Consider the following 19603-nt stretch of genomic DNA (forward strand, 5'->3'; position numbering starts at 1 on the left):
TCTTGCCCGCGTCTCAAAAATGAGGCGGATCGGCGGCTCACCATTTCGACGAGCCAGGTGCGCAGAATTCAATGAATTGATAGCTGTCGGTCGCTGATTGTCAAATCGCCGCACGACCTCGAACCAAACACTCAGCGGCGCCGCTTTCCTCGCAGCGGACATCCGGGCCAGACGTGGCGTCGCCGGCTAGGCCGCGACCGCCTGCGCCGCCAGCAGCTGCTTCAGCTTCGTCGCCGGTACCGCCGGGCTGAACAGCCAGCCCTGCATCTGGCTGCAGCCGAGCTGGCGCAGCACCTCGGCTTGCGCTTCGGTCTCGACGCCTTCGGCGGTGGTCGCCATATGGCGCGCGGCGGCCATGCGCACCACGGCCTGCACGATCGGCGAGGAGTCCTCGGACTGACCGATGTCGCTGATGAAGCTGCGGTCGATCTTGATCTTGTCGAACGGGAAGCGGTGCAGATAGCTGAGCGAGGAATAGCCGGTGCCGAAATCGTCGAGCGCGATGCGCACGCCGAGCTCGCGCAGCTGCTGCAGGATCGCCAGCGCCTCCTCGTCGTCGCGGATCAGCACCGTCTCGGTGATCTCGAGCTCGAGCCGGCCCGGCGCGAGCCCGGACTCCGCGAGGGCGGCGGCGACCTTGAGCGCCAGCGTGCGCGAGCGGAACTGGACCGGCGACACGTTGACCGCGATGTGAATCCGTCCCGGCCACGAGGCAGCCTCGACGCAGGCCTGCTTCAGCACCCATTCGCCGATCTCGCCGATCAGGCCGGTGTCTTCGGCGACCGGGATGAACTCCGCCGGCGAAACCATGCCGCGCTCGGGATGGCGCCAGCGCAGCAACGCCTCGCAGCCGGTGACGACATTGGCGGTGAGGTCGACCAGCGGCTGGTAGTGCACCTCGAACTCGCCGCGTGCGAGCGCCTGGCGCAGATCGAGCTCGAGCTGGCGGCGCTGCCGCGCCTTGGCGTCGTATTCGGGCACGAACAGGCGGAAGGTGCGGCGGCCTTCCGACTTCGCCGCATACATCGCCAGATCGGCGCGCTTGAGCAGATCGTCGAGATTGTCGCCGTGATCGGGCGCGACGGCGATGCCGATGCTGGCATCGGTCGGAACCTCGTGCCCCCTGCAATCCACCGGTGCGCGCAACGCCTTGAGGATGGTTTCCGCCAGTGCCGTCAGCTCGGCCGGATCGGAGGTGCCGGCCTTGACGATGGCGAATTCGTCGCCGCCCAGCCGCGCGACCATGTCGTTGCCGCTGACGCAGGCGCGCAGGCGGTTCGCCACCTGGCGCAGCAGTTCGTCGCCGACCTCGTGTCCGAGCGAATCGTTGACGCCCTTGAACTCGTCGACGTCGATATAGAGGATCGCGAACGGCTTGCCTTGCGCGAGCTCGGCGACGCGGCGTTCCAGATGTCCGCGCAGCAGCACGCGGTTGGGCAGGTCGGTGAGGGCGTCGTAATGCGCCAGATGGGCGATGCGCTCGTCGGCGCGGATACGCTCGGTGACGTCGTCATGGGTGGCGAGCCAGCCGCCGGCAGCGGCCGGCTGGTTCTTGATCTCGATCAGGCGGCCGTCGGCGGTTTCGACGATCGCGCTCTTGGTGCGGCCGACATTGCTCAGGATGTCGTCGCAATAGGCATCGATGTCGCCCTCGAACGAGCCGGTGTCCCGGCGGTGCCGGATCACGTCGCGGAAGTGGACGCCGGGCTTCACCACGGCGACCGAGAGCCCATACATCTCGATGTAGCGGCGGTTGCAGACGATCAGCCGCTCGTCCTGATCGAACATCAACAGGCCTTGCGTCATCGTGTTCATCGCGGTGTCGAGCCGCTGCTTCTCGAGCGACAGGCGGTGCGTCACCTGGCGGAAGATCAGAAACAGCGTGAGCACCAACAGGCCGATCGACAGCGCGGCAATGGTGACGAAGAATTTCGTCTGTGTGCGCCAGGTCGCCAGCGTCGCATCGAGCGACTTGGTCGCGACCACGACCAGCGGCTCGCCGGTGAGCAGGCGCGAGGCGACGATGCGGTCCTTGCCGTCGATCGGGCTTGCGAGCTGGGTGGTGACGAAGGTGCGCTCGAACACCGCCATTTGCTCCGGCGTGCCGGTGCGGAAGTTCTGCCCGATCATCGCTTCGACGTGTGGAATGCGGGCGAGCAGCTGGCCGTTCTGGTGGTGCATCGCGATCGAGGAATCCTCGCCGAGCCCGGTCGAGGCGAAGAAGGATTCGAGCTGCTCGGGCGTGATCGCGCGCGAGACCAGCCCGAGGAATTCGCCGTGCGGGCCGGAGATGCGCCGCGCGAACACGATCGCCGGTCCATTGCCGAACCGGCCGGGCACGACCTCCACCTCCTCCTGTGCGGCCGGATCGTCCTTGAGACGGTTGAAATAGCCGCGATCGGCGATCGAGATATCGGCGACCGGCCATTGCCGCGACGAGTTGATCAGCACGCCCCTGGAATCGAACACATTGGCGCCGGCGACGTCGGACCAGCCGCTGGCTTTCGCGCGCAGCACCTCATGCACGGCGAGCGTGCCCATCTCGCTGCGGAAGATTTCGGCGGACTGGATGCCGTGGCTCTCGAGCTCGGCGATGATGCTCTTCTGCAGCACCGCAAAGTCCTCGAACTGCCGGTCGAAATGCCGGGCGAGCATGCGGACGGCGTTTTCAAGGCTGTCGCGACCGCTCTCGATGGCATTCTGCCGGAAACGGTCGACCGTGAGCGCGGTGCCGATGGCGGTCGCAAGCATCAGCACGAAGCCGCCGGCGATCAGCCACGTCAGCGGCGCTCCGCGCCAACGGCGGAGCAACGCGCGCGTTCGCGCGGTCCATCGGATCGATGCGCCCATCCAGCCCTCCCGTGGGATGCAAGATGCAGCAAAACCGACAAGACCCGGTTACCATTGACGGTTAGGAAAATATGAATCGGAATGGAATCAGAGGGTTGGTTCCATCGTACAGGAGACCGCGGCGAGACCGCAGGACCTTCAGCGCTTGATTTTCCACTTCAAGGCTTCCGCGTTGCCCTTGGCGAACATCTTCGGCACATCGAATTTGCCGGTCTCGAGATCATAGCGGCATTTCCAATCCGCAAGGCCCTTCACCGCGACGTTCTTCGGATGCTTGTCCGTCTCGCCCGACAGCGAGATCAGGAGATAGCGGTTGTTGGTCCAGTCGACGCCGAGCCAGCGATACGCATCTTCGGTGCCCTTCACCAGATTCGCCGTGATGTGATAGTCGAGCTTCATGCTCTTGGTGTCGGGCCGGCTGCGGAAGTAGGCCCAGGCCAGATCGCCGAGCGACGTCTTGGTCGCGCTCACGAAGGCGCCGTTCTCCAAATGATAGAGAAAGAGGTCCTGCTCGCCCGAGCCCGTCTTCTGGATCCGCACCAGCCATCGCGAGTCGGCCGTGAAACGGAAGCCGGCCGGATAACCCTGCTCGGGCTTCAACTCGCGCATCTCCCCGCCGCGTCGCGCCCAGACCTGCCACTTGATGTCGAAATCCTCGCCCTCCTTCATATACTGCTCGAGCCTGGTGGCGCCGTCGGGCGAGGTGAAGGCGAGATCGGCATCGTCGGAAAGCGTGAAGCCGGGCGGCGGGCCGGAGGCGGCCAAAGCGGGTGCAGCGGCCAGCGTCAGAGCAACCGCTAGGGATCCCGCGGCACGGGAGAATACGGTCACGGGAGGAATTCCCTTGAAGAATGCCGCCAGGCGGCCTTGATACTTGGACACCCGCGTGGTCGCGCCGGTTCATCCCGCGCGCCTGGACGGAAGCATAATCCTATCGACAGTCTTGCTGCGGCAGCCAAATCGGCGCACCTTGCCGGCCTCGGCTGATTTGCCACCCAAGGTCCTTTTCAAATGATCACCGCCTCCAAGGCCTTCATTGCCTTCTGTCTGCTCGCGCTGGTCGGCACCGCGCTGGTGATCGGCCCGACTGAGCTGCGCCGCCTGCTGCCTGATGGGACGAAGGTCACCGTCGCCGCCAAGCCGGAGGCCAAGGTCGAACCCCAGGTCGGAGCTAAGGTCGAGCCCAAGCTTGAAGCCAAGGTCGAGCCCAAGGTGGAATTCAAGCCTGAGTCCAAGCCTGAATCCAAGCCAGAGCTGAAGCCGGAACAGCCGAAGCTCGTCGACAGCGCGCCGCCTGCACCCGAGCCGAAGGCGGGCGCGCTGGCCGAGACCCAGAAGCAGGTGGCCGCGCTCGGCGACCTCGTGCCGGTCAAGCCGCCGGCGCCGGCTGCAGATGCCGGCCCCCGTTTCGACGTCGCCCGCATCGACGATCACGGCGAGGCGGCGGTGATTGCCGGTCGCGCCAGCCCGGGTGCGCGGGTCGAGCTGCTGCGCGACGGCAAGCCGCTCGACAGCGTGGTCGCCGACGCCTCGGGCCAATTCGTGATGACCCCGCCGCAGCTGCCGGCCGGCTCATATGACCTGACGCTCCGCGCCAGGGCGCCGGACGGCACGGTCACCGAATCCGGCCGGACCATGCCGGTCACAATCGCCGCGGCGGCGCCGCCGCCCGTGCGCATGCCGCCGGTTGCGAAGCAGGAGGCCAAGCCGGCCGAGAAGCCCGACGACAAATCGGATGTCGTCGCCGCGCTGCCGTCGGCCTCGCCGCGGCTGGCGTCGGTGCCTGAGAAGCAAGCGGCCCGGCCGAAACTGATCGGCGCGCCGAAACCCAAGGCCTTCGCGCAGGCGCCGAGGGCCACCGTGGTTGCATCGGCCTCGCCGGCGGAGGCGCTCACCGCCGCGCCGGCCGAGGCCGGCGGCAGCCGGATCATCGCCCGCGGCGATAGCCTGTGGGCGCTCAGCCGGCTCGCTTACGGCGACGGTTCCCGCTACGCCGTGATCTTCAACGCTAACCGCGACAAGATCCAGAATCCCAACTTGATCTATCCCGGTCAGACCTTCGTGATGCCGCAAAAGGCGGAGTGACACGGCACGGCCGGCGCGTTGCGACGCATTGTCCTGTGTCTCTCTGGAACATTCGGTTCCCTCGCGCGTCTTCGTGATGCGACGCATTGCGCACTTGGCGCGGGTGGGAGGGCCAACGTGGCCGTACAAGTCGTGGCCAAACAAGACGTGGCCAAACAAGACCTGGCCAAATTGGTCGTCAGGTCAACGATCATGCCGGGACGCATGGGATTGGCGCTGGCTGGCGCGATCCTGGTGGTTGCAGCAGTGCTGCTGCCTGACAGAGCCGAGGCGCAGTTCGGCTTGCGCGGCGGTCCGGTCGGGGTTGCGCGCTTCGCCGTCGGCCACGTGATCGGCCTGTCGCGCCTGCGCCATTCCCGCATGGCGGTGCGCGGCGGCCGCTACCGCTCCGCGGCGCTGAGGTCGCAGGACCCGCGCGGGGCCGACCGCAGCCAGCTGTCGAACCCTTACGTGATGCGTGCGGCCCTCACGGCGCAGGCTGCGCTGGCGGGCTGGCAAGGCGGCCGCCGCCCGCAGGGCTGGTGGCGTCATCCCGATGGCAGCTATGGCTGGGTCGGCCCGGTGTTCTGGCCGTTCGCCCATGACGATCTCACCAATGCGATCGTCTTCGGCGACACCACCAGCCTCTCGCTCTACGGCTACGGCGATATCTATGCCGCGCTGTTCACGCCCTATGCCGCCACCGAGCTTGCCGCCTACACCGTGCCGCAAGGCCGTCGCGCGCGAAAGGTCCCGACCGCGGAGACGCTGTGCGAGGCCAGCGACACCGGCGGCCTGCCGGTCGAGCGCATCGCGAGCGCCGTTGCACCGAACGAAGCTCAGCGCACCGCGCTCGACGAGCTCTCATCCGCCTGGAATGCCGCGCGCGACACCATCCGCACCGCCTGCCCGGCGCAAACCCCTGCGAATGCGGCGGAGCGCCTCGGCCTGATGCGCGAGCGTGTCGAGGCCATGATCAAGGCCATCGACACCATGGAAGCGCCGTTGTCGAAATTCGTCGGCCTGCTCAATGACGACCAGAAAGCCCGGCTCAACGCCTTAGCCAATGAGCGTCGCGCCGCGCTGGCGTCCTACCAGTCCAAAAACGCTGACAAGAACGATATCAAGAACGCGAGCAAGAACGCTGATAAGAACGCTTCCAAGGACGCGCAGGCGGCCAAGGCCTGCCAGGCGGACTACGATCCTGTTTCCGACGAGAACGCCCAGCGCCAATACGAGCAGCTGCTCCAGCAGCAATGGCCCGCCGCCGACATCGCCACCACGCTCCAACTCGACGAGGTCGCCCGCGCCCGCTTCGAGGTGCTGCAGGACACCACGCTCCGCACCATGCAGACGCTCAGCGCCTGCCCGACCGAGCCGGCCGCAACCCCGCAGGCCCGCCTCGCCGCCGTGAAGACGCGGCTGCAGACCATGCTGCAAGCCGTCGGCGCCATCGCCGACGCGCTCGACGATTTCCAGGCCGATCTCAGCGACGAGCAAAAGGCCGGATTCGAGGCGATCGGGCCAAAGCGAGGGGCGTGAGGGGACGCCAGCTTGGAATGCCATCATATCTCCCTGTGATATGCAGATAGGGATGCACATCACGGAGGGTGCTGGTGCTGGTTTCCAAATGGGGCAACAGCCTCGCAGTGCGCCTGCCCAAAGCGCTAGTTGATGAACTCGGCCTCAAGGAGGGCGACGAAATCGATATCGTGGCCACTCGCAAAGGCGCGATCGAAATCGAGACCAAGGCGGAGCAGCGTCGGCGTGCGATCGAGAACATGGAGGCGCCGTTGGGCGGCCTTGCCCGCCGGCTACAAATTCGATCGGGACGAGGCGAACGAGCGGTGATCGCGTTCTTTGACAGCGGTGATTCTGGGACCTTCAGCGCGGCCGCAGCATCGGCGGGCTCACCATCGTCAATCCGTTCCTCGGCATGGCTCCGTGAACGCTCGCATCATCGCAAAGTCCGGATCCTTGCGCGGCTTCCATGATCACCCGCACGCCCAGTCGAACTTCATGTCCTTGAAGTCGAGCTGCGCGTTGCCGCCGCCGAAATTGTAGCCGCCGAAATATTCCTCGAACTCGATATAGAACGGGCTCATCTCCGGCACGGCCTGGCAGGGCCGCATGGTGCCGCCGAGGTGGTTGTGGGCGTGATCCTTGGCCCAGTCGTGCAGGCGGAAATTGTCGCGGCCCGGCTTGCCGCCGACATAGTAGTAATATGGCTGATAGCCGGTCGGCGGATTTTCGCGCACGTGCTCATCCTGTGGGCCCTTGCCGGCGTTGGGATCATCAGCGCGCGGCGACAGCGCGATCGCGCGCGTCTCGCTGAGATCGGCACGCGGCGGGGCTGCAAACATCTTCTTGGCGTAGCTAGGTGCGGCCTCGAAGAAGGCGCTGGCACCGCCGACATCGAGCCAGCGCGGCCGCTCCACCGTTGCCAGCGCAAGCGGCGCCGGCGGCGCGGCGAACGCGCCGTCATATTCGGCCTTCGTCAAGAGCAGCGCGGCATAGGCGTAGTCGAGAATGTCGGTCATGCGCGACAGCCGCGGATGCGACGGTCGCGCCAGCACCGCCTCGCGAATCTCGGGATCGTCGGGCGCGCCGCCGTCATTGTGATCGGGCGCCGTGGCGAAGAACGACAATGCGACGATGTCATCGCCATGCACCCGATAATCCTCCGGCAGCAGAAGCGTGAAGCCGTGCATCAAGGGATAGCCGGTGACGGGATCGAGCGGCCATTGCTCGGATGCAATGCCCGGCGGCAGCCCAAACACCCAGCCCTGATCACGCGCGCGATCCGCGGGCCGGTCCAGCATCTGCAAATCATAGGCACGCGAAGGCAGGGCAAGCGTCACGGGGTGTCTCCCACGAAGTCCGCCTCGCCGTTGAGGCGATGGTTGGTCGCGGGGAGGAGGGATGTGGTTCGTGAGAGGGAGCTGGGATGCTGCCAATCTGCCGGTGTTTTGCCCGACGTGTCAAATTGCGCGGCACGCGGCCGAGGCCTGCCGTAAGTCATTGATCCCAAAGCCCCTGCCTACTGTGCATGGGGTTGTTTTCGCAGTTTTGTTTGCGGCTACCCCCTTCGCCGCACCGCCGCCGCATCCACCACGTTCTCCACCTCCTCGCGCCAGCTCAGGATCTCCATCGCCAGCACGGGGTGATTGAAGCCCTTGAGCTGGAGATCGTCGAGGGCGCGGGCTTCGACGAAAGGCTCGACCATGCCGTAGACGCGGCGGCTGACCACGATCTGGTTGGGCTTGGCTTCGCTGCAGAGGCGGGAGGCGAGGTTGGTGACGCTGCCGATCGCGGCATATTCCAGCCGCTGCTCGAAGCCGACCTGGCCGAGCGTGGCATAGCCGAGCGCGACGCCGATGCCGAAGCCGAGGCTATGACCGCGGTTGCGCCAGCGCTCGGTCAGGGGGCCGATCGTGTCGCGCATCTCCACCGCCATCTTCACAGCGCGCTTGGTGTGGTCCTCGAACTGGATCGGGGCGTTGAACAGGATCATCACGCCGTCGCCGGCATATTTGTCGAGCGTGCCCTCGTACTTGAAGATCAGCTGGCCGAGCGCGGCGTGATATTCGCGCAGCACGTTCATCGCCTCTTCCGGCTCGGTCGCTTCCGTGAACGCGGTGAAGCCGCGCAGGTCGCAGAACACCACCGTGACCTCGCGGCGTTGGCTGGTGAGCAACCCCTCGGGGCTGTCGGAGGAGGCGATCAGCTGCGCCACCTGCGGCGCCAGGAAACGCTCGAGCTTGCGGATGCGCTCGATCTCGCCGAGCTGGGTCCGGACGCGCTCCTCCAGCGACTTGTTCCAGTCCTTGAGCTGCTCGGTCTGCTCGCGGAGCTTGTCGGCTTGCGCGCGCACGGTCGTGTTCGCCGCCTCCAGCGCGTGGCTCTTGTGGTCGACCTCGGTAAACAGCTGCGCATTGCGCATCGCCAGCACGGCCTGGTTGGCGAAGGTGCGCATCAGGCCGATGATGCTGGGCGCGAACGCCCCGGTGGCGCGGCGCAGTACCACGAGCGAGCCGAGCGTGCCCTGCTGGTCGATCAGCGGCACCACCAGCACCGAGTTGAAGCCGGCCGCGAGCGCGGCCTCGCGCAGCGGCTGCTCGGCGGCATCGCCGAGCTCGGCCAGCGCGATCGGCTCGCCGCTGTCGGCGGCATCGCTCAGGATGTTGCCGCCTTGGGCGATGGTGACATGCGCGCCCTCGGCGGATTTGTCGATGCCGTTGGCCTCGACCAGGTTGAAGCGGCGTGTCTCGGCGTCGAAGCCGTAGATCAGCACCGCATCGGCACGGGTGATCTCGATGGCGCGGGCGGCGATGGTTGCAAGCACCGCGTTGAGATCGAGCGAGGAGGCCACCGCGCGGCCGACCTCCTCCAGCACCTTGAGCTCGTGGATCGACTGCGCGAGATCGCGGGTGCGCTCCTCGACCTTGCTCTCCAGGTTCGAATAGGTCTCCTGGATCTGGTCGGCCATGCGGTTGAACTGCCCGGCGAGGTCTTCCAGCTCGTCGGAGGTGTGCACGTCGATGCGGTGGCTGAAATCGCCTTCGCCGAGCTTATGCGCACCGTCGCGCAGCGCCGTGATCGGGATGATCATGCGGCGGGCGAGCAGCGTGCCGGCGAGGATCGCGACCATCAGGCCCATGCCGATCAGAAGCGCGATGCGCACCAGCTGGTCGCGGATCGGCATCAGGGCCTGCGTGGTCGGCTGCTCGAACAGCACGCTCCAGCCGAGCTTCGGCACGATGCTCGCGGCGCTCATCACCGCATGGCCATTGAAGTCGGTGCCCGACGTCTCGGCTTCGTGGCCGGGCGCGATCGCGGCCGCCACCTGCGGCAGTTTGGAGAGGTCCTTGCCGATCTCGGGCCCTTTCGATGACGTCGCCAGCACCCGGCCGCGCGGATCGACGACATAGGCGAAGGCGGCCTTGCCTACTTGCGCGTCGGACAGGAAGTCGGAGAGGAAACCGAGGTCGATCTCGGCCACGGTGACCCCGGCATTGAAGCCGGAATGCGCCACCGAGATCGACATCAACGGCGTCCGGTCGGCGAACCAGGCCGGCGCGTAGGTGACGCCGCGGGCGACGGCGTCGGTGAAGCGCACGTCGCGGGAGAGGTCGGCATTGCCGCCGGTGGTGGTCGATTGCCTGGAGACGCGCAGCACCTCGCGGCCGTCGCCGTTGAGCTGGAACAGCTGGTTGACGACGGAAACCTGATGCAGCAGCGACGCATAGTCGGCGCGGCGCTTCTCCAGCGTGTCCTGGCTCGCGCGCGTCACCCAGCTGATCTGGCGGTCGAGCTCGGAAATCGCCTGCTCGATGCGCCGGGCGGCCGCCTGCGCCTTGTCCTCCAGGCCGTCGGTCAGCTGTGTCCGCGTCGCGCGGTAGGAGATCCAGGTCTCCATCGCCCCGTTGATGGCAAGGACGAACACGACGAGGCCGACGAGGGAGACGACGTATTTGGCGAACAGGCCCTCGCGCAGAGATCGTGTCTTGTCGTTCGCTCCTGCCATCCCGATCCTCTCGCGCCGCCACTGACGCTGCGCGCTATGGGCCGTACAGGCCCTTCCAAGCCGTTCTAGCACAATTTGGACCGAAGGGCCGTCGCGCGGCCGGGGACCGGCCGGTGTGGTTACCCCCTGTGGCCTCCTGGGCAGGTGGACGGGCGGCGATGGTCGCAGCCCGATCTGTTCGAAGGAGGGAGCTTAGCGGTTGAAGAGCTGCCGCAGCACGTCGTTCATTGGCTGACTGTCCTGCTGCGCGGCCGGCGGGTCCTCCAGGGCGGGGGGCGCAGGCGAGGCCTGCGGCGCCGGCGTGGAGGGCGTTGCCGGCAGGCTGCGGTTGCGCCCGGTGCCGGTGCCAGTGCCGCTCCCCGCGCCGCTGGAGAGACCCTGCTGGATCAGATTGCCGATCGCTTCCCCGAGCGGGCCCCCGAGCAGATTGTTCTGCCCCGCTTGCTGGCCTTGCGGATTGGCATTGCCGGTTGCATTGCCGCCCGGCGCGACGGTGCCACCAAGGCCGAGGCTGCCGAGGATGTTGCCGAGTCCGGCGCCCTCGGGGCCGAACAGGCCCTTGCCCATCTCGCGCAGCTTGGCATAGGCGGCGTCGGGATTGTCCAGCATGCCGGCCATGTCGGGATAGATCCGCGGCTGCGACCAGGAGCCCTGGATCATCACGGGAATGCCGAAGCCGACCGGCTCGGAGGTGCGGCCCTGGCCTTCGGTCGTCATCACGAGCTTCGGCTCGACGCGAAAGCCCATCATCTTGGTGTCGAGCGCGATGGTGCCGGCGCCGGTGACGCGCACCAGCGGCCCGATCAGGTTGAGATCGGTCGTCACCGCCTGACCCTTGTCGATGCGGAAGGAGGCCGAGAGCTGCGACAGATCCGTGCTCTGCTCCTGGCTCGGGTCCTGGTTTCCGTTCTGGTTTCCATTCTGGTTTCCTTGCCAGCCGGAGAGCGTGCTCGTCGTCAGCGAGCGGATCATCTGCGCGACATTGATGCCGCGGATGGCGCCGTCCTGGAAATTGACGAAGGCCGTCCCTTGCATGTTCGCCATCAGCGCGCGCTGGCTGTTGCCGGCGCTGCGCAGGGCGAGCTTGGCCTGCAGCTTGCCGTCGATGCGATCGAACTCGGCAAGGCCCTGGAGCAGCGGCAGCGCGCGCACGCCGACGAGGTCGGAATGCATCGCAAAGCTCGGCGCGCCGGTCGTCGCGTCCAGGATCACCTCGCCCGAGACCTGGCCGCCATAGGCGCCGAGATTGGCCGTGCCGGCCTTCAGCACGCCGCCGGCGAGCTTGGCGTCGAGCGCCAGCGGCGCAATGCGCGCATCGCCGATCACGGCCTCGTTGGCGGAGATCCGCACTTGCGCATCGACATAGTTGAGCCCCGAGACGTCGATCGGCGCATTGCTCCAGGGCTGCCCGGACACGCCTTCCGGCGATTTCGCCAGCGGCATGGCGAGCCGATGGAAGTCGAGATCGACCTTGACCAGCGGCTTGCTCGCGATGTCGACGGAAGCCCAGCCATTGAAGGCGCCATCGCCGAGCCTGCCGTTCACGCCGTTGATCATCACGACATTGCCGCTCAGCCGCATCTCGGCCTGGCCGGTGAGCTGGGACTTCAGCACGCTGGGCATATCGATGGCGAAATCCACATGAAACGCCGGCCGTTCGGCCGGCGAGGCCGCCTTGATGTCGAACTTGGTCGGGTGATCGCCGACGCGCGCGGTGCCGGTGATGTTGACCTTGCGGTCGCGGTCCAGGGTCGCGTCGGCGTTGATGGCGCTGATGCGGCCCTCGACACGGTCGCGCAGGCGCGAGAATGCCACTTCGCCGTCGGTGATCTTGATGCGGTCGATGGTGGCGCCTTTGGTGTCGAGCGCGAGCGGCTTCGCAGGCGCGGCCGCATTCGGCAGGCGTTCGCGCAGCAGCGGCTGGTAGAGCACGGGACGGGTGACGACGAGCTCGCTGATCTCGGGCCTGCCGGACCACACGCTCGCGAGCGACATGTCGGCCTGCACGCGATCGATCGTCAGGCGCGTGATGCCGCTGCGGTCCTTGGGGTCGGCCAGCGTGAGGTCGTTCAGCGTGACGTTCAGCGTCGGCCATAGGCTGATCTTGGTGGTGCCGTCGATCGACAGCCGATAGCCGGTCGCACTCTCGAGGCGCGAGGCGATCGTCGAGGTCAGGAAGCCCGAGGGGATCCCGACCACGAGCAGAAGTGCGATCACGACGATGACGGCGGCCAAAGCCCCGCCGACGAATTTCAATGCTCTCATGTCGACTTTCCAGCAACGGACAATCCGCGCCGAACCCGGCCGGATCACCCGTCCTTTGCGCCCGGAGTTTATCCCCGGACGGGAAGCGGCTCCAAGCGCGTAAAAATAGTCAGGGGGTGCTGCAAAGTTATGTGACTTATGACACACTTCTCCGGCGCTGTTTTACGCGATCCTGAAGTTGATGGTTTCAAGCGATTTGCCAAGACGATTTGCCAAGAGACGATGACCAGCACGTTCACAAGGACATTGACATGAGCAAGCAGGCCGAATTTGCGGTCATCCTGAAGATGAACCCGATGTTCGCCGATCTCGGCGCAGACGAGCTCCAGCGGCTGTCCAATCTCTGCCACACCCAGCATTTGGCCAGCGGCGAGGTGCTGTTCCAGAAGGGCGATCCCGGCAATGCGCTGTTCGGCGTGCGCCGCGGCCAGGTCCGCATCGAGACCGGCGCCGCCGACGGTAGCCGGCTGACGCTGAACTTCATGGGGCCGGGCGACCTGTTCGGCGAGGTCGCGGTGCTGGACGGCCAGAACCGGACGGCGGACGCGACCGCGGGCGAGGCCAGCGAATTGTTCGTGCTGCGGCGCGAAGACTTCCTCGGCTTCCTCGAGCGCGAGCCCAAGGTCGCGATCAAAATCATCGCGCTGCTGTGCCAGCGCATCCGCTGGCAGAGCGAGCGCATGGAAGAATCCATGCTGCAGCCGCTGCCGGTGCGGCTGGCGCGGCGGCTCTGCGCGCTCGCCGCCGATTTCGGTTCCGAGGTCCACATCTCGCAGGAGCAACTCGGCGTCTTCGTCGGCGCCGCCCGCGAAAGCGTCAACCGCCAGCTCCAGGCCTGGCGCAAGGAAGCGATCCTCGATCTCCAGCGCGGCCGGATCCTGCTGCGGAACATGACCAAGCTGACCGCGATCGCGCGGAACGAGTAGGGCGAGCAGTTTCACTCTTGCTCGGCGGGTGGAGACAGATCGACGGCTAGATCCTCGGCGAGGAACGCCGCGTATCGCAGTGCCTCATCGATGTCCTCGCGCTCGAGATACCGATATTCATTGAGGATCGATTCGCGCGTCTCGCCGGCCGCCAGCAGGCCGAGCAGCCGCGCAACCGGAAAACGCAGCCCGCGAATGCAAGCTTTGCCAGTGCAGACGGCAGGGTCCATCGTGATGCGCGAAGGCCATGCCATAGGCTAGCGGACGCAAACGACTTGCGCCACCGTGGGCTTCCAAGCTGGCGTGGACCCTACTCCGCCGCGGGCCGTGCGACGCTCGTCACCGCCGGCCTGGCTTCCGCCTCCGCAGCCCCATGATGGTCCGTCTCCGCATCCTCGCTGTGCACGATCAGCCGCTTGGCGAAGCGCCAGATCAGGGCGCCGAAATCGTCCATCACCATGAACATCGCGGGCACGAACACCAGCGACAGGAGGGTCGAGAAGATCAGGCCGCCGATCACCGCGAGCGCCATCGGCGAGCGGAATTCGCCGCCGGCGCCGACGGCCAGGGCGCTCGGCATCATGCCCGCGGCCATCGCGATCGTGGTCATCACGATCGGACGGGCGCGCTTCATGCCGGCGTCGATCATGGCCTCTTCGCGCGGCGTGCCGGCCTTGATGGACTCGATGGCGAATTCCACCAGCATGATCGCGTTCTTGGTGACGATGCCCATCAGCATCAGGATGCCGATCCACACCGGCGTGGTGAGCTGCTTGCCGGTGACGAGCAGGGCCGCGATCGCGCCGCCGATCGAGAGCGGCAGCGAGAACAGGATGGTGATCGGCTGCAGGAAGGTGCCGAACAGCAGCACCAGCACCGCATAGACCATCATCAGCCCCGCCGTGATGGCGGTCGCAAAACCCTCGGACAATTCGTTCAGGCTTTCGGCATCGCCCGAGGGCGAGACCTTCACGCCCTTCGGCAGGGTCTTCATGACCGGCAGGTCGTAGATCTTCTTGGTGGCATCGCCGAGCGCGGCGGAGCCGACGAGGTCAGCGGCAACGGTCGCCTGCCGTTCGCGATCGTAGCGGCCGATGCTGGTCGGACCCTGGTCGAGCTTGACGTCGGCGATGACCGAAAGCGGCACGCCGCCCTTCTCGCCGCGCTCGCCGAGCGGCACGCGGAGCTGCTCCAGCGTCTTCAGATCGCCGCGGGCGGCGTCCTCGAGCTGCACGCGGATCGGCACCAGGCGGTCGCCGACGTCGAACTTGGCGAGTGCCGGTCCGACGTCGCCGATGGTGGCGACACGGATGGTCTGCGACAGGCTTTCGGTGGAGACGCCGAGCCGTGCGGCGAGATCGGCGCGCGGCTCGATGCGCAGTTCGGGGCGCTCCAGCGAAGTTTCGGAGATGACGTTGGCGATGGTGGGAATGCGCTTCATCTGCGTCGCAAGCTCGCTCGCGACGTTGTTGACGATGTTGGGGTCGACGCCTGTCACCACCAGCGAGATCGCGCGCAGGCCGTTCTCGTCCAGGAACCAGAAGCGGATATCGGGAACGTTCTCCAGCTCCTGGCTGATGGAGAATTCGAGCTCGCGCTGGGTGATGTCGCGGCTGTCCTTGGGTGTGTAATTGATGATCAGGGCGGCGCGGCGCACCTCCTGGGTGCCCGGCGGGACGCGGCCGCCGTCGACGAAGATGCTCTTGACCTCGGGCCGCTTGCGCAGGCGCGCGACGATGTCCTCGGTGACCTTCTCGGTGTAGGCGAGCTGGGTGCCCGGCGGCAGCTCGAGCGCAAGCAGCGAGCGCGCGCTGTCCTGGGCCGGCAGGAAGCCCTGCGGCAGCAGCGTGATGCTCCAGATCGAGGCGGCGAAGACGCCGAGCCCGATCAGCACCGTGATGAAGTAGTGCTTCACCGACCAGGCAACGATGCGATGATAGGAGCGCAGGATGGGACCGGGCGGCGGCTCCTCGTGCGTACTGTGCTTGAGGAAATAGGCGGCCAGCACCGGCGTGACGAAGCGCGCGGCGAGCAGCGAGAAGAACACCTGCACCGAGACGGTGATGCCGAACTGCTTGAAGAACTGTCCGGCAATGCCCGACATGAAGCTCGCGGGCGCGAAGATGGCGATGATGGTCAGCGAGATCGCGATGACGGCGAGGCCGATCTCGTCGGCGGCCTCGAGCGCGGCCCGGTAGGGCGACTTGCCCATGTTCATGTGCCGGACGATGTTCTCGATTTCGACGATGGCATCGTCGACAAGAATGCCCGTCGAGAGCGTGATGGCGAGGAAGCTGACGAGGTTCAGCGAGAAGCCGAGCAGGTCCATCGCCCAGAACGCCGGGAAGATCGACAGCGGCAGCGAGATCGCGGCGATGATGGTGGCGCGCAGGTCGCGCAGGAACAAGAGCACGATGATCACGGCGAGGATGGCGCCTTCGAAAAGGGTCGAGATCGCCGCGTGGTAATTGCCGTTGGTGTATTCGACCGAGGTGTCGATCACCTTCAGGTCGACGTCGGGATAGGCCGCTTTCAGCGCGTCGATGCGCTTCTGCACGGCCTCGGCCACCTTCACGTCGCTGGCGCCCTTGGAGCGCTTGATGCCGAGCGCGACCACCGGCTCGCCGTTGAAGCGGGCGAAGGTGCGGCGGTCGGCGATGGTGTCGGTGACGGTGCCGAGATCGTCGAGCCGGACCTCGCCGCCGCCGAACAGCGGGATCATGGTGCCGGCGAGATCGCCAAGCGTCTTGGCGCCGGCGAGCGTGCGGATCGCCTGGTCGTTCTTGCCGATCTCGGCGCGGCCGCCGGCGACGTCGACATTGGTGCCGCGCAGGCTCTGGCTGACATTGACCGCGGTCAGGCCCATCGCCTGCAGGCGATCGGGATCCAGCGAGACCAGGATCTCGCGCTCGACGCCGCCGATGCGCTCGACCTGGGCGACGCCGCGCACGCCCTGCAGCGCGCGCTTGACCACGTCGTCGACGAAATAGGAGAGCTGCTCCGGCGTCTTGCCGGGCGAGATCGCGGCATAAGTCACGATCGGCAGGCCGATGACGTCGACGCGCTGGATCAGCGGCTCGGTGACGTTCTGCGGCAGGTTGGAGCGCACGCGCGTCACCGCGTCCTTGACGTCGTTGAGCGCGCGGTCCGTGTTGGTCTCGAGCGCGAACTGGATCGTGGTGACCGACAGGCCGTCGGTGATCGACGATGTGATGTGCCTGACGCCCTCGACGCCGGAGACCGCGTCTTCAACCGTCTTGGTGACCTGAGATTCGAGCTCGGCCGGCGCTGCGCCGAACTGCGATACCGCCACCGAGATCACGGGGATGTCGGCCGAGGGCAGCCGTGTGATCGCGAGCTTGGTGAAGGACACCCAGCCGAGGACCAGCAGGATGATCGAGAAGACGACCGACGGCAGCGGATTGCGGATCGACCATGCCGAGATATTGAGAGCCATCAGCGTACCCGCGTGCGATCGAGTTCATCGGCGAACATGGTCTTGATCTGGTCGCCGTCATGGAGCGAAGAGCCGGCGTCGGCCACGACGATTTCGCCGACCTGCAGCCCTTCCAGGATTTCCGTCGCGCTGTCGGACGACAATCCGACCCGCACCTTGCGTGTCTCGACGACATTGCCCTTGACGACCTGCACCGTGAGGTGATCGATCGCGGTCTTCGGGATCGAGACGCCGCAGCTTCGCTTGGCGTCGATCGAGGCGCGAGCGAACACGCCGACCTTGAGCGAGGGGTTGTTGGCGACGCTGATGCGGACCCGCCCGAGTTGCGTGGCGCGGTCGATCTCGGGTGCAACCAGCCGGACCCGCCCGATCAGGTCGGGCGCATCGTCGCGGCTGATCCGCACGGTGGCGCCGGAGGTGAGCTTGGACATGTGCACCGCCGGGACCTGGGCGTCGAGCTCGATCTCGTTGTTGACGGCGATGCGGAACATCGGACCGGCCTGCGGCGAGGCCGGCGCGCCGACGATGGTGCGGACTTCGGTGACAAGGCCCGGCGCGGGGGCTTTCAGCGAGATCGGGCCTTGCGGGCCGGGCCGCTGCGGCTGGCCCGGAATCTGCGGCGGCGCGGTCAGGCGCGCTAGCTCCTGATTGTCGGCGACAATCGTGCCCTCGGTGACCAGGAGGTCGGTGACCCTGGAGCCTTCCTGATCGGCAACGACCACCGCCTCGCGGCGCGGCACGAAGAAGCCGGTCACCCGCACCAGATCGGAGAAGCAGGCATTGGTCGACTTCGTCACGATGACGAGCGCCTCGCTTTGCGTCTCCTTCGGCTCGGGACGCTTGCGATGCTCGAACAGATAATAGCCGATGCCGAGCGCGGCGACGAACAGCACGGTTCCGGCCGGCTTGAGATATTCAGTCAAATTCATCGCCGGATCATCCTGACCTGGCTCACGGCCATCCGCGCGAGGCCCAAACGGAGCGCTTTTCTGACATGAAGCGGCGTCCCGCAAGGCTGCGGGACGCGCTTTGGAAACGAGACCTTACACGACATCACGACTTGTCACTGGCAATGGATTCGTCGTGCTCACTTCGATGCGGTGGTCTTGTTTTCCATGTTGACGACTTGCACGCGCCGGTTGGCCTCCGCCAGCGGCTGGTTCGGGTCCTTGAGCTTGCTCTTGCCGTAGCCGACGGTGACGAGATCGGTCGCGGAGATGCTGTACTTCTCGACCAGGTAGCGCTTGATCGAATCGGCGCGACGCTCCGAGAGGTCCTGGTTGTAGGCTTCGCCGCCGGCGGCGTCGGTATGACCGGCGACCACGAAGGTCGAGCCCTTCAGATCCGGGCTGGTCAAGGCGCGGCCGAGCGCCTGCACCGAGGGCAGCGACTTGGCGCTGATATTGGCGGAGTTGTAGTCGAACGTGATCTCGAGATCAATGTTCGGCTTGTCCTTGGCGGCCAAGGCGATTTCCTCGCGCTCGGTCGACGACAGCGAACGCGTCGAGCGGCCGCGCACCGACTGGATCAGCTTGGAGTCGGTCGCGCTCGGTGCAGGGGCGGTCTGCGGACCGATCGAGAGGCCGCGCGTCAAGGGCTTCTTCGGCGCCGGCGCCAGCGCGCGGACGATCTCGTCCTCGGTGACATTCTTGCTGTTGCCGTCATCGCCCGCATATGCGGCCGAGGTCGGCAGCGACAGCGCGGCGCCGACGGTGATGATGGACAGAATCGCGGTAAGCCAATTTGCAGCCGATCTCATTCCCAGTCCCTCCTGCGCAGCCAGCTCACGTGCTCTCAAAATTCAAGCAACACGCCCCCGAAAAAGCCTGTTGCGGCATCCGCCCATTGGTCTTCCCAGGGCTGTTCAAGGTTCGAGCCTTGGACGGGGGCCCGACTCAAAAAAATACTAGCGCACTCCGTAGCTTGCGAATTCCTGAACGATGTTCGGATCCATCGCCTTGGCATTGGCGATGTCCAGCGCCCCCTCCTGGGCCGAGCCGTTGCGTTGCTTGGCAAGGCCGCGTCCGTAGAGCGAGGACGTCAGGCGCGGGTTGATCTTCAGGGCCGCGTCGAAATCGGCGATCGCATTCTTCACCGCGCCCGACTTGAGATTGACAAGCCCGCGGCTGTCCAGTGCATCGACGAAGTTCGGCCGCAGCCGCAGCGCCTCGTTGCAATCCTTCAGCGCGGCCTGGAGGTCGCCGACCACGGTGCGGGTCCAGCAGCGGTTGTTGAGGGCCTCGACGTCCTTCGAATTGATCCGGAGGGTGTCGTCGAAATCCTTGATGGCGAGGCTGTAGGCGCCCTTGCTGGCATAAACCTGGCCGCGGCGGTACAGCGCGTTCACGTCGTCAGGGTTGGCGGCAATCTTGGCAGTCAGGCTCTTGATCGTGGGATCGTCAGCCAGGGCGGCAGCGCTCGGCCCACCGTCCGTGCTCGGCGCAGGAACGGGATCAACCGGCTTCACCGGCGGTGGCGGCGGGGGCAGGGCGGCCTCGATCTGCGGCCTCGGGG

At 66.4% G+C, this 19603-nt stretch carries 13 protein-coding genes and 1 pseudogene; 4 read left to right on the forward strand and 10 right to left on the reverse strand.

The genetic code is table 11. From position 1 onward, the window contains the following. Positions 1 to 186 precede the first annotated feature (186 nt). On the reverse strand, positions 187 to 2850 hold the full coding sequence (locus tag I6F21_RS35725; RefSeq protein ID WP_225184210.1) for an EAL domain-containing protein: 2664 nt from the start codon (positions 2848 to 2850) through the stop codon (positions 187 to 189). A gap of 138 nt (positions 2851 to 2988) precedes the next feature. Continuing rightward, complete coding sequence (locus I6F21_RS35730; protein ID WP_036015940.1) at positions 2989 to 3681, reverse strand: hypothetical protein; 693 nt, start codon at positions 3679 to 3681, stop codon at positions 2989 to 2991. A gap of 180 nt (positions 3682 to 3861) precedes the next feature. On the opposite strand from I6F21_RS35730, the gene I6F21_RS35735 reads away from it, so the two are divergent. The 3 genes and pseudogenes from I6F21_RS35735 (at position 3862) to I6F21_RS35745 (ending at position 6765) form a co-directional block, all read left to right on the forward strand. Beyond that, on the forward strand, positions 3862 to 4935 hold the full coding sequence (locus tag I6F21_RS35735; protein ID WP_057030275.1) for a LysM peptidoglycan-binding domain-containing protein: 1074 nt from the start codon (positions 3862 to 3864) through the stop codon (positions 4933 to 4935). A gap of 192 nt (positions 4936 to 5127) precedes the next feature. Next, positions 5128 to 6456, forward strand: coding sequence for a Spy/CpxP family protein refolding chaperone (locus I6F21_RS35740; RefSeq protein ID WP_225172779.1), 1329 nt, complete (start codon positions 5128 to 5130; stop codon positions 6454 to 6456). Between the two features lie 74 nt (positions 6457 to 6530). Beyond that, positions 6531 to 6765 (forward strand): annotated as a pseudogene (locus I6F21_RS35745) (AbrB/MazE/SpoVT family DNA-binding domain-containing protein). Positions 6766 to 6908: 143 nt separating this feature from the next. Here I6F21_RS35745 and I6F21_RS35750 read toward each other — a convergent pair. The 3 genes from I6F21_RS35750 to I6F21_RS35760 all read right to left on the reverse strand — a co-directional run bounded on the left by I6F21_RS35750 (position 6909) and on the right by I6F21_RS35760 (position 12706). After that, complete coding sequence (locus tag I6F21_RS35750) at positions 6909 to 7775, reverse strand: hypothetical protein (RefSeq protein ID WP_036044925.1); 867 nt, start codon at positions 7773 to 7775, stop codon at positions 6909 to 6911. 218 nt (positions 7776 to 7993) lie between these two features. Then, on the reverse strand, positions 7994 to 10441 hold the full coding sequence (locus I6F21_RS35755; RefSeq protein ID WP_225172778.1) for an adenylate/guanylate cyclase domain-containing protein: 2448 nt from the start codon (positions 10439 to 10441) through the stop codon (positions 7994 to 7996). 192 nt (positions 10442 to 10633) lie between these two features. Continuing rightward, positions 10634 to 12706 carry an AsmA family protein gene (locus tag I6F21_RS35760; RefSeq protein WP_225184211.1) on the reverse strand — a complete coding sequence of 691 codons (2073 nt, stop codon included), beginning with the start codon at positions 12704 to 12706 and terminating at the stop codon, positions 10634 to 10636. 251 nt (positions 12707 to 12957) lie between these two features. Between I6F21_RS35760 and I6F21_RS35765 the strand changes: the two genes are divergently transcribed. Beyond that, positions 12958 to 13632, forward strand: coding sequence for a Crp/Fnr family transcriptional regulator (locus I6F21_RS35765; RefSeq protein WP_036044931.1), 675 nt, complete (start codon positions 12958 to 12960; stop codon positions 13630 to 13632). Between the two features lie 11 nt (positions 13633 to 13643). On the opposite strand, the gene I6F21_RS35770 is transcribed toward I6F21_RS35765, so the two are convergent. The 5 genes from I6F21_RS35770 to I6F21_RS35790 all read right to left on the reverse strand — a co-directional run. Beyond that, positions 13644 to 13862 (reverse strand): DUF433 domain-containing protein, encoded by a 219-nt coding sequence (locus I6F21_RS35770; RefSeq protein WP_225114559.1) that lies wholly within the window; start codon positions 13860 to 13862, stop codon positions 13644 to 13646. Between the two features lie 80 nt (positions 13863 to 13942). Then, complete coding sequence (locus I6F21_RS35775; RefSeq protein WP_225148688.1) at positions 13943 to 17089, reverse strand: efflux RND transporter permease subunit; 3147 nt, start codon at positions 17087 to 17089, stop codon at positions 13943 to 13945. Continuing rightward, the gene (locus tag I6F21_RS35780) at positions 17089 to 18018 is read right to left on the reverse strand and encodes an efflux RND transporter periplasmic adaptor subunit (RefSeq protein WP_036015974.1); all 930 of its coding nucleotides are present in this window, start codon (positions 18016 to 18018) and stop codon (positions 17089 to 17091) included. Before I6F21_RS35780 ends, I6F21_RS35775 begins: the two co-directional genes overlap by 1 nt. Before the next feature lie 158 nt (positions 18019 to 18176). Then, positions 18177 to 18848 (reverse strand): OmpA family protein, encoded by a 672-nt coding sequence (locus tag I6F21_RS35785; protein ID WP_036015976.1) that lies wholly within the window; start codon positions 18846 to 18848, stop codon positions 18177 to 18179. Between the two features lie 147 nt (positions 18849 to 18995). Beyond that, positions 18996 to 19603 (reverse strand): tetratricopeptide repeat protein (locus tag I6F21_RS35790; protein WP_225131196.1); only part of this gene is annotated, 608 nt, incomplete at its 5' end.

The sequence above is a fragment of the Bradyrhizobium sp. NBAIM03 genome (genome assembly GCF_020194055.1).
Classification (GTDB): domain Bacteria; phylum Pseudomonadota; class Alphaproteobacteria; order Rhizobiales; family Xanthobacteraceae; genus Bradyrhizobium; species Bradyrhizobium yuanmingense.